Below are 15,219 nucleotides of genomic sequence, written 5' to 3'. Positions count from 1 at the left end.
GGGTGTTATTAATTTTCTTCAATGAAAGGACTAAGGAAACTGGGAAAATATATACGATAGAGAAGAGGAGCTAAGTTTATTACAATATGCAATTTCTGAGCCAATAGTTCTCCTTGCTGGAATAAGAAGAATAGGTAAAACCTCCATTCTGAAAGTTTTCTTAAATATCATAAATTTACCTTATGCTCTAATTGACGTAAGAATTTCACTTTCTTCTTGTAGAGCTCTTTATACAATATTTTCTGATGTATTTTCTAAGATAAATAGAAAAAATCAATAAAATCCATCTTACAACACTTTAGTGAAATTTCAATCTTAGGTGTAAATATATCTTTATATCGAGATCCTTAAGGAAGAGCTTAAAATTTGTTAAAAAGTTTATATCAGGAGGCTGAAAATGGATGCTGAAGTTACTGATTGCAATTCTAATATTCGTAATCACGCTTTTGTTGGTTAATTTTAAACCCAGGGGAATTCCAATAGGGTATTCAGCACTAATTGGTGGAGCCCTTACTCTAATTCTGGGTATTTCTAATATTCACGACGTTGTGTTAGTTTTCGATATAGTGTGGGACGCTACGTTTACTTTCGTTGCTATAATAATTATGACTTTAATATTGGATGAAGCAGGTTTCTTCGACTATATAGCGTCCAAAATATTGAGATTAGGAAATAGGTTAGGTAAAGCCTTCGTTCTTTTGCTTTTGCTTGACGCTGTAGTTTCCGCGCTCTTTGCAAACGATGGAGCAGCGTTAGTCATGACTCCAATAGCCACTTCAATAATATCTAGGAGCAGCATTGATGAGCGTTCTAAGATTGTGTTTATGTTGGGAATAGGTTTCGTCGCAGATACTGCAAGCCTCCCGTTCATAATAAGTAACTTAGTAAATATAATAGACGCTACATATTTTAACATTTCATTTCTCCTTTATGCAGAATATATGATATTTCCTTTTATAATATCTGTAATAGTCTCAGTAGTACTTTATTATTTTCTTCTAGTTAGAGCGACAGATACGAATCTAGAATTGCCTAGTTTTCAACCTACAATCAATGATCAACTTTTGGTTAAGCTAGGCTTTCCTTTCATAGCAATATTAGTTCTAGCTTACTTTCTTACTTCATTTGTCGAGATCCCGGTTGCAATGGTTGCCATTCCTGCGGCTACTCTGTTAGGTATTATAGCAAAGCGTAGGAAAAAAATAGATGTATATAAGGTTGTAAGAGAGGCACCTTGGCAGATCGTGCTTTTCTCTTTGGGCATGTACATAGTAGTTTTCGGCATGGGGAAGCAAGGCGTTACTAATTTCTTAGCTAGTACTGTCTCTACCTTGTATAGCCTTCCGTCCCCATTTAACGTGATAATGGAAGGATTACTTTTTGCCTTTACCGCAGCCATAATGAATAATCTTCCTTCAGTTATGATAAATTCTCTAGCTATAAACTCTACCCATTCTACTAACCAATTCCTTTTAGCTTTAGTAAACGTAATAAGCAATGACATAGGACCTAAGTTCACTCCTATAGGGTCTTTGGCTACTCTACTCTGGATATATTCCTTAGAAAGAAAACACGGCGTAAAGATACCTCTAAGGATTTATGTTTACTTAGGACTGATAACTACGCCTATAGTTCTAGTGGCAACTATTCTCTCCTTATGGATTTTATTTCTATGATACATCTTACAACCGTATCAAGTATATAAAATATTCTTGAGGTAATACCTTTTGCGATCGGCAATACACTCGATATAGTGTGGGGGAAAGGTTTAAAGCTGAAAAGCGGTGAAGTGTTTTAGCTCTTCTTCAAATTATCATTCCTCGTTAGTGCGTTCTCATCGTCCTATAAAACACACCGGAATGATCTCATTTTTATTTCTTAATCCTTGGTATTTTGACCCTTTTAAGACCTTAACTTTGGTGAGGAGTTTTCTCCTTATTCCTACATCTAAATTGTCACATAATAATACTCTCTACCCTCATAAAAGCATTCATTACTAGACTTCAAGAACTTGTTTCTTCATTATTTATCAACCCCGACCCTCATAAAAGCGTTTGTTAGTGCCGTGTGGAAGTCCTTGACCCCCTTTCTACTCTTTCTTATGCTAGGGACAACAAACTGTACTTCGTCTAACAGAAACAGTGCCTACTTCCGCTTCATATATGTCATATCATTCTCACGACCACAACTTTAAGTGGTATACAATAGGAGACATTAAGGATTTTTCAAACGACGCCAAACCAAAAATGCTTCCCCTAAAAAGAGGAAGGATGTATGACGAATAGACTTCTTTTCCTTTACAACTAGAATTTATACTACTTTCGTCGTGCATTTTTTATAAGTTAAAATTTAGCAGTTTCTTATAATGTGAGTTATTATGTATAAACAGATGCCCAAGAGGAACTGGATAGGGTTAATCCCAGAGCCGGGTAACAATTGGAAACCAATAGACGAGAGAAAGGAAGACAAGTTTTATTTTATGATAGACTTTTTAAAAGAACTAAAAGACATCATTAATAATCCTCACTTTGAAACCTCTTATGATCGTAGAGAAATAATCTATCAGTTAGGACCTTCGTCGGAATACGTCCTCAAGGGGAGGGTTCCGTATAGGCCTTTTCCGGTTAGTGGAAATCAGCCCGTTGATACTGAGCAAAAATGAGAGGGAGTGATATACGACGTCTTAGCTTATTATAGGCAAATGAGGAATAAAAACTGGGGTATATATTATGTGCTGAGGAACATCGAAGACGATCTTTCCTACTTTTCGTATGTATTTAATAAGTACGTTAAAAGTAGCGAAGAGACATCTGCCGTAATAGCAGCTTTCTTAGCTTATCCAGCTTTAATAACGTTCCATGAACTATGCCGTTGTTAACAGTTTCCGATAAACCGTAAAGTTTATATTATTTCATCATAAAATTTTATACAATGCTAAGACCTAAAGAAGTGTGCCAACGCCTAGGAATTTCATACGCAACACTCAGAGAATATGTTAAGAAAGGGTACATAAAACCCGTGATACTAGAAACTGGGAAGTGGAGGTTCAAGGAAGAGGACGTCGAAAGGCTCGTGGGGATTGTTAGAAAGAGGAAAGTGATCCTTTACGCAAGAGTATCATCAAACACACAGAAAGACGACTTAATAAACCAAGTAAAATACTTGGAGGAGAACGTTAAGGACTACGACCAAGTAATAACTGACGTCGGATCTTCATTAAACATGAAGAGAAAAGGATTCCTCAAGTTGTTAAGAATGATTCTGAATAACGAAGTGTCAAAAGTTGTCATAGCCTACCCGGACAGACTAGTTAGGTTCGGCTTTGAAATAATTGAAGAAGTATGCAAAGCACACAACTGCGAGCTCGTAGTGCTAAACAAGGAGGACAAAACACCAGAACAAGAACTAATAGAAGACTTAATCTCTATACTGGTATCATTCAGCGGAAAGTTGTATGAAATGAGGAGCCATAAATACGAAAAGGTGAAGAAATGTGTCGAAGAGCTTAAGGCTTAAATCATTCCAACCGGAGGAGGAATACGTCTACCTAACGTACTCTCTGAAGAACGATAAGAAGGAGGAGAGCAAGATATTACTGGAGAACTATAAACACCTACTACAGAAGGCTTTAGACTGGTTATGGGAGAGAACTAAGATAGAGAGAAAAGAAGTAAAAGGTAAGAAAGTCACTAAGATCAAAATAACCCTGCCTAAGAAAAAGGAAGTTTACAAGACGTTAAGGGATGAGCTTGAAAAGATTAACAATCTAGCCTCCCACTACGTTGACAAAGCAATAAATGACGCTTACTCAATATTAAAGGGGTGGAAGAGGAGGGCTGAAAAAGGACAAGCGTCACTGAGGAAACCAACTCTGAGGAAGGTTTACGTTAGGATTAAGTCAACTCTGAGGAAGGTTGAGGGTGAGAGTGTAAGGATTACAGTAAGACCTTTCGAATACGTCACCTTCTCTTGGTCTCACACTTGGTTCTCTAGGAGGGTTGAAGAACTTGAGTTGGGTGAGCCCATAATTAAGGAGGATAAAGTTCACCTACCATTCCGTTATAAATTACCCTGGTTTACTCCCCTTGACTTTCTATCTATTGATAGCAACCTTTACACATTAGACGCTTACGATGGGGGGAAGTTTGTTACATTTTCAATAAAGGAGTTGTACAGTCTAAAATTCGGTATGGAGTTGAAGAGAAGTAAAATACAGTCTTTTGCTTCAAAGCACGGTAGGAAGGGGAAGGAGTTGATGGAGAAGTATTCCCACCGTGAAAGGAACCGCGTGCTTGATTACGTTCACAAGTTCGTGAACAAGTTGCTGGAAATGTATCCTCTAACTGTGTTTGCCGTTGAAAAGTTAAATAAGCAGTCAATGTTCCAAGACGCTGATGACAAGCTGTCTAAGAAGATTTCGAGGACTGTGTGGAGGAGTATTCACCGAGTGCTAAAGTACAAGGCTCCCCTTTACGGTTCCTTCTTGAAGGAGGTTAACCCACATCTCACTTCTAAGTCCTGCCCCAGATGTGGATGGGTTTCCCGAAAGGTCGGCAGGACTTTTCACTGCGAGAGGTGCGGGTTCACTCTAGATAGGCAACTGAACGCATCTCTAAACATATACCTCAGGATGTGCGGGTTTCCCCACCTCTTTTTTACTCCCACTGGGAGTAGGTGGGTCGGGGTTATCCCGCTAAAGGGGCGGAGGGGTATGAACGGGGCAACGCCCCGTGACTCTGGTGAAGCCCAACGGCTGAGGATTGATATTAAATATTATGAAATCCTATGAAGCCCAAACCCCGGAGAAACCTTGGTATACTATTTGTGGAATAGGCACAAAATGAAGCCTGATACGCCTAAGAGCTACGCACCTGCGGTACCCAGTAATTACGAAAGTAACTTTCTGAGAATGTACTGGAACACCTATAGGAATCAATTAATTCTCTTCGGCGATCATTTAGATCCATATGACACCTTAGAGAGTGTATGGAATAGGCTAGGTTTAGACAATCGTTACATAAAAGATGAGTCGGATTTATGTAGGCACTGGAAGGATCTGAGACCGCCTTTAATACGAGATGAGTCTTAGGAGATAATAAGACAGAGAGACTCTCTCAGGCATAGTCAATTGTGAAAAGGATTGTTTCTCTTACTCGCAAGGAAATAACTAAATGAAAAATAAAAAGTGTTGATTGATTTCATCGTCTGAGTAGAAATATATTCCTTTATCAAGCATCTTTACGAGTCTATCAGCATAATAAATGGGTGCAGGTAGCCTTAAACTATTTCCCTCCCCATATATTCTAGCTAGGTCGAGCCTTGTTAGTGCGTGGGTTACGTATATTTCGTCCTCTTTAATTTCGTGATCGCCATTACTATCGGTTACTTTTTCCTAGTTTGACCGGTTTAGCATTTTCTCTTCTGTGGAACACAAAATAGGATACATTATCTCTGCTCTTTATGTAGAAGTTATACTTATCATCCTCTAACCTCGCATTATGATGTTTTATGACGTTTACAAGACTAAATTTGAAGTTGTATTTTTTTTTTTTTTGAAACTTGAGGTAATTGTTCTTTTTCCTCTTTCGTTGCCCTATCGTCCCTGAGAATCAACAGTTTTTTGTTTTCTAATTTGGGATCCTAACTTACCGTATAATTGTGAGAGTATATCCTCTATTTGTACTTTTTCACCGGCAGATCTAACTGGTAAGGGGGTAACCTTTTCAATTATACCCTTATTATTGAAGACAGTTACAGCCCCTCTGTAGCTACTAGTCTTAAACAGACAAAGGTTCAACACCTAACAGTATAATTCAGCAGGTTATCCCTCTTTTAATGGTGAAATTTCTAGTTTATAAATCTGAATATTACTAAATGAAACTATTATTTTCTCCTTCCTATTCCCAATTTTCGTTGGGAATTACTTTCAATTCACCAATGAGCAGAAAAATTCTCTATCTAAGTAACGTAAAACGAAATTCTCTAAACCAAAATCCCAAAATAACACGGGAACAAACAAAATTCAGCAATGATAAATACCTTGATAACAACAAAACTTATATATGAGAAGAACATAAATAAGTTAAGAAATAGTATAAAAACATACAGTTAATCCACAATGGAATTGAAAGTCAATTATAGGAACTAAAGCGGCGGAGCTTGTTGAATATATGTGTTAATCCACAATGGAATTGAAAGTAAAGTAAGTTTTTCTTCTTTAACAGTTCGTAAACCTTGTTAATCCACAATGGAATTGAAAGTCAAAAACACATTAGGTCTTGACCAAACACCGTTCAAGATGTTAATCCACAATGGAATTGAAAGTCCATCAGACAATGTAACACTAGGTTCACCAGTTTACAATAGTTAATCCACAATGGAATTGAAAGTTTTCCACTTGACCTGGTTCCAGACCCTCGCCAAGACTACCGTTAATCCACAATGGAATTGAAAGAGTGAGAAAACAGCTGATAGTTAAAGCTGAAGAAGAAACGTTAATCCACAATGGAATTGAAAGATCCCGATACCCATGATAACGCCAATAATCAGCATCGTATGTTAATCCACAATGGAATTGAAAGACAATAAAGGCAAACCACAAAGCCTTAAGCCTATCCATGAGTTAATCCACAATGGAATTGAAAGCACATCTCACAAAGGAGATGTGTGGTGTTGTGATGATATGTTAATCCACAATGGAATTGAAAGGTTAAGGATAGCATTTGATAATGTTACCCTGGAGTGGAAGTTAATCCACAATGGAATTGAAAGAACTAAAGGAATACAGTGTGTGAGGTGTCTATTTAAGTTTAGTTAATCCACAATGGAATTGAAAGGTTATAACAGCTGTTTTAACATCTTCGTTACCAATAACGGTTAATCCACAATGGAATTGAAAGCAGAATAAGCTGAGAAATTCCCTTTTTGTCACAGGAAAATGTTAATCCACAATGGAATTGAAAGATTTACCAGAAAATAATGGTACCACAGACTAGAGGAGAAGGTTAATCCACAATGGAATTGAAAGTCCGAATTATTCCAAAAAGCTGTAGTCCTTTACAACAAACTAAGTTAATCCACAATGGAATTGAAAGATTCTTTTAACCTTTCAATTCTTGACTCAGGTCTCTGAGGTTAATCCACAATGGAATTGAAAGTTAAGGTCATCTAAGGCTTTTAGTATGGCTTTTGTTATATCTGGTTAATCCACAATGGAATTGAAAGTGTAGTATCTGTTGTGGTGTTGTAGGCTGAACGCCCAAACCAGGTTAATCCACAATGGAATTGAAAGACGATTAATAATGCGATTGCTATCTGCGGTACATCAAAATCTTGTAAATCCACAATGGAATTGAAAGGAAAGTTTATATACCTCTTTACACCGTCAGCATACAGTCGTTAATCCACAATGGAATTGGAAAACTGAAGGACAGGTCACAAAATCTTACGAATACCCAGACGTTACTCCACAACAGAATTGAAAAAAGAAACAATAATTAATTTCGCACGTCGTACACACGTTGATAACGATGAAATTGACCTATCGCCTCGTACTATCGAGATCTATTACCTTCACAACCGTTCTCGTCGCTAAACCCCAATAGGGAACCCCAGCCCAACTCCTTTAACTCACCTATCTTTCTGTCCCTTACTTTCAGGATAGACCCTGGCATTAGTGCAGGGTATAATGGTCTTCTCGCTCTCATACTCGTGTTAAAGCCCGTCCCGATTACCCCTATTTTTGCCCCGCACACTATGTCCTTCAGTGTGTAGTTCTCAACTTTTTCGTTTAAGATGTCGTCTATCAACACCCATTTCCCACAACCAACGGAAAGTAGTGCGGGAGAAAGTAATATCGAAAGTTCTCCCCTACTTTCTGGTATCTTTAAGTCGAACTTCTCTACTTTCGCCAGTCTGCCCTCTCCACCAAGCTCCAACACTCCCTCATATTTCACCCCAGTCTCGACGTATATCCCCCATTTTTCCACATTCTCAAACTCGCTCCTTATCGTAGCGTAAAAGTCCACGAACTGGGAGCTGTAAAGTAAGTGATCCATCGCCGACCTCTTCGCTAAATCTCTCCCCACACCTATCTTGCTTACCTGCTTCGGTATGATCTCGTCTGCCTCATTTTCATCGTCACCACCCTTCTCTTCTTTTTTTATTCTGTTCAACACGACACCGCTCTCCTCTAACCTTAACACTAGTAACTTACCGGGGTATTGATGAACTAACAAGTACTCACCCTTATTCCCTCCCTTCTTTCTCTTTCCCTTTACGTAAATCAGCGGTCCCCACAGTTCCCCTAATACCCCCTTAAATTGCTCCACCTCTTCACTCGGTTTCAGGGGATCTAACCCTTTCACTGCCTTATACAATGCCCCCGCTATGGTACTCATCAAAGGTAGGGGCTCCGACACTCCCTTATTCATAGGCCCGCTGAAGTTAGGTGAGTATTCCCCCGACCACCGGAAGAACATAGGCTCTACGGGCTTAATTAATAACCCCATTTCTCACACCTCCAAATAGTCGTAAGTCTTTATCAACTCCGTCCTCTCGTCCCTCTCCTTATTGTCTCCCTCCCATACTAACTTCAAGTTCAGACCCGTAAGGGAGTCATACAGCTCCTTCAGTTTAGTCTCCCTCCACTTCGACACAGAGTTATTCCTTATTAAGTACGAGATAGCGTTATTAGTGAACTCTCTGAACTCGTCCTCATCTAGGCTCAACCAGTCCTTAACGAAACTCTTACTCAGCTTGTCTTTACTTCCTGAAAGCGATTCCCTCAGTTTATCGAACACCTCGAACGTCCTGAGTCTGAGGGACTTATAAATCCCTGAGCCTTCTAAGACCGGGTAGTTATACAAAATCGCGGCATCTCTTAAGCCCGATATCCCCCTACCTCTCAAGACGATTGTGACGTCCTTCTTATTCTCCCCCTCGCTCTTCTCACCTTCCACTTTTATTTCGTCCTTCATCTCTTCCATCTGACCAGCTATATCCCACAAGTTATACACCGCGTCCTTGTAATGGGCTACTAACACCCCGTAACTCCTGCCGTAGAGCGGCTGTGCATCGAACACCGCAAAGTACAACTCGTCTAAAACATGGAACCCTACTGGATTACCCCAGTAATGCGACCTCGTCTCCCTCACTAAGTCTAACGACCTCTCCACCGGGGACAAGAACATTATGTCGTCACCTCCGGCAAAAATCAGCACTCCATCCTTACTCACGGCATTTGCGTCCCTTATAGCCGTAACGGCGAGGGACCTTGATAAGGCGATTAGGTAAACTGGAGTAACGGGAATACCATTGAAAGACTCCTTTACGGTCTCTTTAGGGCCTATACCTAACCAATTCATTAACTTTACCAGTATGTCTAAAACCTTACTGAGTTGTTCCTCGTCCTTCTCTCCCCCCTTCTTGTCCTCATAAAACAACCTGGTCTTCCTTACGTACTCGGGCAGACTGGTCTTTATAACTCCGCGTGACAGCTTACTCCCTATGTAGTCCGCGTCGCCCTTTACTATAGCGTAATAGGTCTTAACTTCGTTTCGCAACGACCTTAAGAACTTCTCGTCCTTTATGTAAGCCTTTAGCTCTTCAATTGCTTTTTCAGCCTTTCTCGAGTCCAATAACTTCATCAAAATCCTCTCGTCATCGGAGAGGTAGAACACTTCCCCTACTTTCTCGTAATCCTTCAACGGTGAAGGAAGGGTAACAGATTTTTTGCTATGGCTAACCTCTGCTTTTTGGAGGACTTTCTTCCAAAGCCCTAAATTGGCTATGTCTATAGTTGATGGAACTACGTCAAACCCTTGCGTAGTGTAAAAGCCCAGCTTTTCCAATAATTCTTTCTTGTTCGACCTGCCCATCAACCTCTTTGTATAGCAGTAATGACATAAGACCTCACCTTCGTCTACGTTTTTCGGGTCTTTTACCTCTACTTCCGGTTCCTCCGGGGACTTCTTTTCCCCGCCAACCACTGCAGGAAGGATTCCACAAGACGTGCAGACGCGATAGTTCTTCCCTTGTGTGTACTTTTCTGTGGTAAAACTGTTAGACTTAGGTGCAAAGTTTAAGCCGTAAAACACTTTCATAGGGTTTATAACACTGACCTCCTTGAGTAGATATTCCAAGAAGAGCGGTTTCGCCAAATTCATCAAGCCTAGGAACTTCAGGGGGGTCTCGATAGACTGCTTTCTCAGTTCCTCCAGTTGACCTTTCAGCGTTTTATCCAAATCTCCGACCTTCCCCTCAAACTCTCTGTACTTCTCTCCTACGTCGAGTACGTATACTCTCAAAGGCATAATAGGGTAGTCCTCCGCTTCAACCAGTACCGCACCCACCCCCCTGCCTAAAGCCTCAATGACCGCACGCCACGCAGCCCTATAGTTCTCCTTCACCTTTGTCTTAACGTCACCCGCGAGCTTAGGCAAAGCCAAGGAAACCGTTGCAGGCATCACCGGTTGGTAGGGCGTCTGTAAAATCTCAGGATAAAGGTTCTTAAGGCGGTCTGCTAAGCCCTTATCAATTTCACTGACCTTGTGTAACAGTGACGAAATCAAGAACGGGTTATACCCTATAAAGGGGTTTAGCACTACGTCGGCCCCGTATTCCATGATGAACGGCTCTATAGTCTTGTACATCAGGTAGGAGACTATCCAGCTACCAGCCCACAAGTCCGTAGCCTTTCTCGCCTTGCCTATCACCTGCTGTATCCCGGGCATATCGACCTTAACTAAATACCCTGAAGGCGTGTCCCCCTCTAGGAACCAGTTCGACACGGTCGCCGTAGAGTACATGTGGTCGAAAACCGAGTGGGTAGGGACTCTAGTATCTGCTACCGGGAAACTCTTGGGGTTATACTTATACCACAGTAATTCGAGAGAGGTGTACAGTACGTTATACCTCAGTCTCTTGTCCTTTATCCTCGGGTACAAGTCAAACGACTCTTTTACAAAACCCTCTATATTTTTGGGCTCCAAAATTTCGTACTTCAGGTCTGGGTCGAATATGTTTAGCTTATATCGGGGCACCTCTATCTTTTCTTTTTCATAAGGCGTCAAAAACCTGTCCAGTGATGATGAAAACGTGTCAGCTCTATGCACAATTTCGTAAACTACTTTATCTACTTCTTGCACTTCTGAAATTACTTTAGCCATCGTAAAAGCTTCACTCTCGTGTGCTTTGTCCCTCTCCTCATATAAGTCCGACTTGCCCATGCTCTCCAAGAGCTTCTGAACTACCCTACCTGACTTATTCGTTATCAACCACGGCTTCCATGGCGGGTCGTGTAATAAGGCAAAGAACTTCACGTCGATTATGTCCTTCACCACAGGTTCACCACCTCCACGTCCATGTAACCGTAACCCCTACTTGACTTAGCCCCTATACCCTTAGAGAAGGAATAAGTCAGGAGCAAAAAGACCAGCTCAGAAGGTTTCTTTAAGTCGTAATTAAAGAGTAACTTAGAGAGCTTTTTCGCGTCTTCCAGTTCTTTCACCCCTATCACGAACCTGAACTTTACACCTTTCCTTATTGCCAAACTCTTCACCGGTACGGGTTCTACCTCGTACTCGTTTTCCACCACCTTGTTTTCTTTATAATAATGCGGGTTCACGATGTCACCTGCAAACAACTTACCCTCGCTTAGTTCCGTCGGGTAGGCATTAGTCACCACCACTTTTCCCACGTGAGCCTCCGTAGTGAAGCCTTTGAACCCGAACACTTCCTCAGCCTCGGCGAAAATCTCCCCAGAGCCGAAGAGCTTCAACACATATTTAACACACTCCTCACTTTTTTTCTCTTTGCAAAGTTCCAAAGCGTTTGACCTTAAGATCCCCTTAATGGAAGACCCGGGGACGTAAGGAAGGTCCAGTACCGGATCCCAGTGCATCCCGACCTCAGTGATGACTTTAAGGAACCCGGAAGCAGTGCCTACAAGCAACTTCGTGCTTACCACAGCCCTCACGTCCACTCCGTGTATATTAAGCCTCTTTACAGCCGTTACGACCTCGTCCATGTAAGCGTTTGCCAACCTTACCCTGTCGGAGAAGTTTTCTTTAAGAGCCATCTCTATAACCTCGTCTCTTATTACCTTCCTTACGTCTTCTTTCTTTGAATGAGCTTTGTATGAATCCTTCGCCTTCTTAATCGAAGCCAACATGAAGTTCAACGCCCTCGCCTCCCCTCACGGTAATGATAGGGACCTCTATGGTACCCGCCGGACCCTTGCCCCCTTCCGGTTCCTCTCCCTTGACTACTCCCTCCTTGAGAACGGCATTTTACCAAGTAGTCTTTCACCCTATCTATAGCGTCGTCTATCAGTTTGTTAAGCACCACGGCGTTGACCTTGCTGAGTACGTCTTTCACTTCTATCTTACAGTTATTTGCCGACTGATGACCGTGAAGACCTACAAAGAACCCTTTAGTCACTACCTCTGTGTCGGGTTTATCCGGTATGAATTTTAAGGCGTAGACAACGTGCTCCCCTCCCTCCTCGTTCACGCTTAACACCACGTAAGACTGCCTCCTGCTCACTTCGCGCTTCCCGATGAAGAATGAGTATCCCGACTCTACGTTAACCTGATTACCTTTTACGGTAGCAAACTCATTAAACATGTCTCCTGCTATCTGTTTCGCTTCCTTGGTGTCTACACTATTACAACCCTTTATACTGTCCTTACCTTTCCTCGGTAACCCCAAAACCCACGTGTCTAAGTCCTTCCCACAACTCCTAGGTTGTGTCTTCCACTTTACCTTTGTAGTAGCCTCCCCGACACACTTCAACACTTTTTCCACTCCTCCTTTCATCCTCACTAACTCTAACTTACCCTTATAGCTTGGGAAACTGTCGTCTCTTTTAAAAGGGATGAAGGATTCTAACACCTTTCTAGGGTCTGTGGTTATCCCTTCCCTCGCCTTGTCAACCTTGATCAACTTGAACCTACCAAAACCTCGGTTAGCCCCGTTACCTACGCCCAAGTAATACATGGTGAATAGGAGCCCTTTAGTGAATTCCATAGCCAAACTTTCTGAACCACGTTCCGCCCTTACTTCAACCTCAAAAGATACTGTGTTGGGTTTCACCGGTAATTTTGACATGACTTCGAGGAATTTGGGATAACGTGAATCAAACCCCCCACTACTCTTATAGGCTTTTGATAATGTGTCCCCAACCCTCAAGAACACCCTCGGTATACAAAATACGGACAGAAACTCCTCTATCTCCTTCATCTCGTTTTCCGTACACAGCTTATAGACTTTTCCTCCCTTACTTTCTACAGCTTCATCGAGTGTCTTTAAGTCCTTCTTTTTGAGGTACAGAACATCCTTACCGTCAGCTTTCCCGCTGTCTAAGTCGACCCTTACGGGTTGCCCCCTTACTATAACGCTCACTTTCGACCTTTGCCTATTCCTTTCGTCGTCTGATATGCCCATCTCCTTTAAGAAGCCATCGCCCCTCACAGTCCTCATGAACCAAACCGTCTTACCCGTGATCGACTTTGCCTCGGGCATTGTGACATAAGCATAGCTGGGGTTTTGTTCCCCTTCTAACTCCAGTACGTTCCCCTCATAATTCCCGCCCCACCACGGAGTGGAGTTTACAAAAGTCCCCCTAAAGACTACCTCTGAATCAGCCAATCCTTTAGCTATCTTTATCAATTCCGAGTAGTTACCTCCCGTCTGTCCTTCACTCACTACTCTCCCCCTCCGACGATAGCATCTCGGATATCTCCTTTAACCTGACCAGAGTGTCCACCACCCTCTTCTCCACCTTTATCTCGTCATTCTCTACAGCCTCCAGACACATCAGAATGGCGTTTGCCAAACTATCCTTCGCATTTTTGGTGTTGTTCCCCTCCTCTTTAGTGTCCTTCTTTTCCCTGCTATCTTCCAACATCCCGCAGGCTTCTACACCAGAGTTCTTTAGAACGTATAACAGAGACGCGGTATAAGCAGAGTAACCCTTACTACTCCCTTTACCTACGTCGTTACATAGCTCTCTGTGTACCTCGTCACTCCTGCTCCAGTACTGATAATATTTCTTCACTTCGTTAACATTGCTCTTAGATAGGTAGAAGGTCAAAGCCGAGACCAGTCCACTACTCAGCATTAGCGAAGGGAAATCCACAGCCCTCCTAACGTAACCGTCGATGTCCTGCTTGCACTCCTCCTTAAGGTTAACCAACTTCTTCCCCAACTCTATCGCTTGTTCTGACGCCTTCACCTCTTAACGCCCCCATTAACGACTACCTTAATTATCCCCTTCCCTACTGTCTCCTTCCCTCCTAAGTTTATGAAAAAGGTCTTTACCCCGTCTCCCTTACCTTCGCTTACCTTACTCAAGAACTCGCTTAGCTTCCTTTCGAAACACGCACCGTCGCAAACGTTATTATTACTCCCTTCCGCACAGTACTTGTTGTCCTTAGGCACGGAAGGTATTAGAGCTCCCATCAATATTGTACCTTGGGGCAGGTACTCCTCCGTCCACAAAGCCCCTTCCTTAACTGTTTTCGTCGTCAGGTCGATACTGTTCCTAGTCACCCTGACGTAAGCCCTCTCCAGTATCTCCGATCCCTCTTCGTCATCTAACACTACTACCCCTTCTTTTAACTTATCCGCCAACACACCCAGCCCGTTGAAAAGCTTAACCTCTACCTCGCAAATAGGTCTATTAACACCAGCTACGTCTACTTTTACAGTTCCCTTGGAGTTCTTCTGCACACCGTTCAAGAGCTCCGTTAATTCATTCTTTAGCTCAGCGTCGCCTCCCAGCTCCAAAAAGTCCAAAGCCCTGCTGAGCAAATACTTAGACGTGACGTAGACGTAGCCCTTGTCCATGCTCGGTACCGGAACGAAGAGCGGTATTAAGTCCGTAACGGTAACTACACCGCTACCGGTCTCGTCTCCCCTTTCCGGGCCGAAGAGGCAACAACAGACCTTAGCCTTTTCACAGTCTAGCCTACCGTCCTTGAGAGGTAGGTCGTATGCCTCACCGCAAAAGGACTTAAGTGCTCCCTTAAAAGAAGAGGCATATACCACTGGGTAACCGAACGGATCCCTTTGAACGGGCAAATCTACCACTCCGCCAGACCTACCTGACCCCACGTGGAGTGGGGTTACCGCGTAGACCATTAAGGTCCTAACATCAGACGACAGCATGATATTAGATCGTAAAAACACTTTAATAAATAATTCGAGACGTTTTTC

General features: G+C 42.3%; 13 protein-coding genes and 1 CRISPR repeat array. Of the genes, 6 read left to right on the top strand and 7 right to left on the bottom strand.

Annotated elements, in window-relative coordinates; genetic code table 11:
• The first annotated feature begins 401 nt into the window (after nt 1-401).
• The 6 genes from WIW72_RS08895 to WIW72_RS08870 all read left to right on the top strand — a co-directional run bounded on the left by WIW72_RS08895 (nt 402) and on the right by WIW72_RS08870 (nt 5,089).
• Nucleotides 402-1,676 (top strand): ArsB/NhaD family transporter, encoded by a 1,275-nt coding sequence (locus WIW72_RS08895; RefSeq protein ID WP_337721374.1) that lies wholly within the window; start codon nt 402-404, stop codon nt 1,674-1,676.
• A gap of 701 nt (nt 1,677-2,377) precedes the next feature.
• On the top strand, nt 2,378-2,662 hold the full coding sequence (locus tag WIW72_RS08890; RefSeq protein ID WP_337721373.1) for a hypothetical protein: 285 nt from the start codon (nt 2,378-2,380) through the stop codon (nt 2,660-2,662).
• Between the two features lie 6 nt (nt 2,663-2,668).
• The gene (locus WIW72_RS08885; RefSeq protein WP_337721372.1) at nt 2,669-2,878 is read left to right on the top strand and encodes a hypothetical protein; all 210 of its coding nucleotides are present in this window, start codon (nt 2,669-2,671) and stop codon (nt 2,876-2,878) included.
• A gap of 53 nt (nt 2,879-2,931) precedes the next feature.
• Complete coding sequence (locus tag WIW72_RS08880) at nt 2,932-3,516, top strand: IS607 family transposase (protein WP_337721371.1); 585 nt, start codon at nt 2,932-2,934, stop codon at nt 3,514-3,516.
• On the top strand, nt 3,494-4,789 hold the full coding sequence (locus tag WIW72_RS08875; protein WP_337721370.1) for an RNA-guided endonuclease InsQ/TnpB family protein: 1,296 nt from the start codon (nt 3,494-3,496) through the stop codon (nt 4,787-4,789). Before WIW72_RS08880 ends, WIW72_RS08875 begins: the two co-directional genes overlap by 23 nt.
• A gap of 21 nt (nt 4,790-4,810) precedes the next feature.
• Nucleotides 4,811-5,089, top strand: coding sequence for a hypothetical protein (locus WIW72_RS08870; protein ID WP_337721369.1), 279 nt, complete (start codon nt 4,811-4,813; stop codon nt 5,087-5,089).
• Between the two features lie 504 nt (nt 5,090-5,593).
• On the opposite strand, the gene WIW72_RS08865 is transcribed toward WIW72_RS08870, so the two are convergent.
• The 7 genes from WIW72_RS08865 to cmr4 form a co-directional block, all read right to left on the bottom strand.
• Complete coding sequence (locus WIW72_RS08865; protein WP_337699077.1) at nt 5,594-5,797, bottom strand: hypothetical protein; 204 nt, start codon at nt 5,795-5,797, stop codon at nt 5,594-5,596.
• A 310-nt stretch (nt 5,798-6,107) separates the two neighbouring features.
• Nucleotides 6,108-7,484: a CRISPR direct-repeat array (repeat unit 24 nt; unit sequence GTTAATCCACAATGGAATTGAAAG).
• Nucleotides 7,485-7,553: 69 nt separating this feature from the next.
• Nucleotides 7,554-8,510 (bottom strand): hypothetical protein, encoded by a 957-nt coding sequence (locus WIW72_RS08860; RefSeq protein ID WP_337721368.1) that lies wholly within the window; start codon nt 8,508-8,510, stop codon nt 7,554-7,556.
• Between the two features lie 3 nt (nt 8,511-8,513).
• Nucleotides 8,514-11,342 (bottom strand): type III-B CRISPR-associated protein Cas10/Cmr2, encoded by a 2,829-nt coding sequence (gene cas10, locus WIW72_RS08855; protein WP_337721367.1) that lies wholly within the window; start codon nt 11,340-11,342, stop codon nt 8,514-8,516.
• Nucleotides 11,336-12,172 (bottom strand): type III-B CRISPR module RAMP protein Cmr6, encoded by an 837-nt coding sequence (gene cmr6 / locus WIW72_RS08850; protein WP_337721366.1) that lies wholly within the window; start codon nt 12,170-12,172, stop codon nt 11,336-11,338. Before cmr6 ends, cas10 begins: the two co-directional genes overlap by 7 nt.
• A 5-nt stretch (nt 12,173-12,177) precedes the next feature.
• On the bottom strand, nt 12,178-13,707 hold the full coding sequence (locus WIW72_RS08845; RefSeq protein WP_337721365.1) for a hypothetical protein: 1,530 nt from the start codon (nt 13,705-13,707) through the stop codon (nt 12,178-12,180).
• Nucleotides 13,700-14,236 carry a type III-B CRISPR module-associated protein Cmr5 gene (gene cmr5, locus WIW72_RS08840; protein WP_337721364.1) on the bottom strand — a complete coding sequence of 179 codons (537 nt, stop codon included), beginning with the start codon at nt 14,234-14,236 and terminating at the stop codon, nt 13,700-13,702. The genes WIW72_RS08845 and cmr5 overlap by 8 nt, the downstream gene beginning before the upstream one ends.
• A complete protein-coding gene (gene cmr4 / locus WIW72_RS08835; protein WP_337721363.1) occupies nt 14,233-15,171 on the bottom strand; it encodes a type III-B CRISPR module RAMP protein Cmr4 in 939 nt (312 codons plus the stop codon). The genes cmr5 and cmr4 overlap by 4 nt, the downstream gene beginning before the upstream one ends.
• Nucleotides 15,172-15,219 lie beyond the last annotated feature (48 nt).

This window comes from Stygiolobus sp. CP859M (assembly GCF_037389975.1).
In the GTDB taxonomy this organism is placed as follows: Archaea; Thermoproteota; Thermoprotei_A; order Sulfolobales; family Sulfolobaceae; genus Stygiolobus.
The sequence above is the reverse complement of the archived record's forward strand: the minus strand, read 5'-3'. Positions and strand labels throughout refer to the sequence as shown.